Below are 689 nucleotides of genomic sequence, written 5' to 3'. Positions count from 1 at the left end.
CCCGAATGCCGACACCAACTTTTTGTTTACTTCTTCTTCGACATACTTGGTTTGCTCCACGTCATGCGATTGCGATTTGCGAAGTGATTCACAACTTGCTTCAAGCGAATCGTCGATTTGCGAACTCGTCAAGAAAGGAAATGCCGTGAAGTTCCACGACGTTTCTAGAGAGTCCCAGTCCGATCCCGAAATATTAACGAGTGTTTCTACGGAAGCGGTCAATTCCGGGAACAGTGGACGCAGCGAATCGACGGGCCAAGGCAAAGACGCCACGTTGCCCGTTTGAAAGTTCAGGGTCGGGTTTACGGCTTTAATGAAGTTGAAGGCAAGTGGCGAACACATATACGCAAGCATCGGATAAATCTCAGATTCGTCTGGGAACATACTTGAACCGCCAACGTCAAAGAGGTAACCCTCTGGCGTATACCTCATCGCAAAAGTTGATGAACTGACAAACGACCACGTTAGTCCTTGTCGAAAGTAGAACTCTGTATTGATAATACGACGTGACCAGTGAGTCGTCTTTGGATCCTTGGGGTTATTCACGAGCCAGTGTTTTATTTCGGCGCCATCATTTTCCCAGTTGACTACGTACTCATCGTTCCCACGCCACTTGCGAAACTCGCCACCCTTGTTGTATGGGAACCATTTCAGACCACTGTTTTTCGCATCTTCCAGATTTGTGAAAC

The 689-nt window shown here is 47.6% G+C and carries 1 protein-coding gene; it reads right to left on the bottom strand.

Annotation, left to right across the window (positions count from 1 at the left end; translation table 11 throughout):
• The coding region (locus tag GE027_RS22935) for a hypothetical protein (RefSeq protein WP_202617518.1) at positions 1-689 on the bottom strand (689 nt) is incomplete at both ends.

The organism is Roseimaritima sediminicola, assembly GCF_009618275.1.
Classification (GTDB): Bacteria; Planctomycetota; Planctomycetia; order Pirellulales; family Pirellulaceae; genus Roseimaritima; species Roseimaritima sediminicola.
This window is presented reverse-complemented; position numbering and strand designations above follow the sequence as displayed.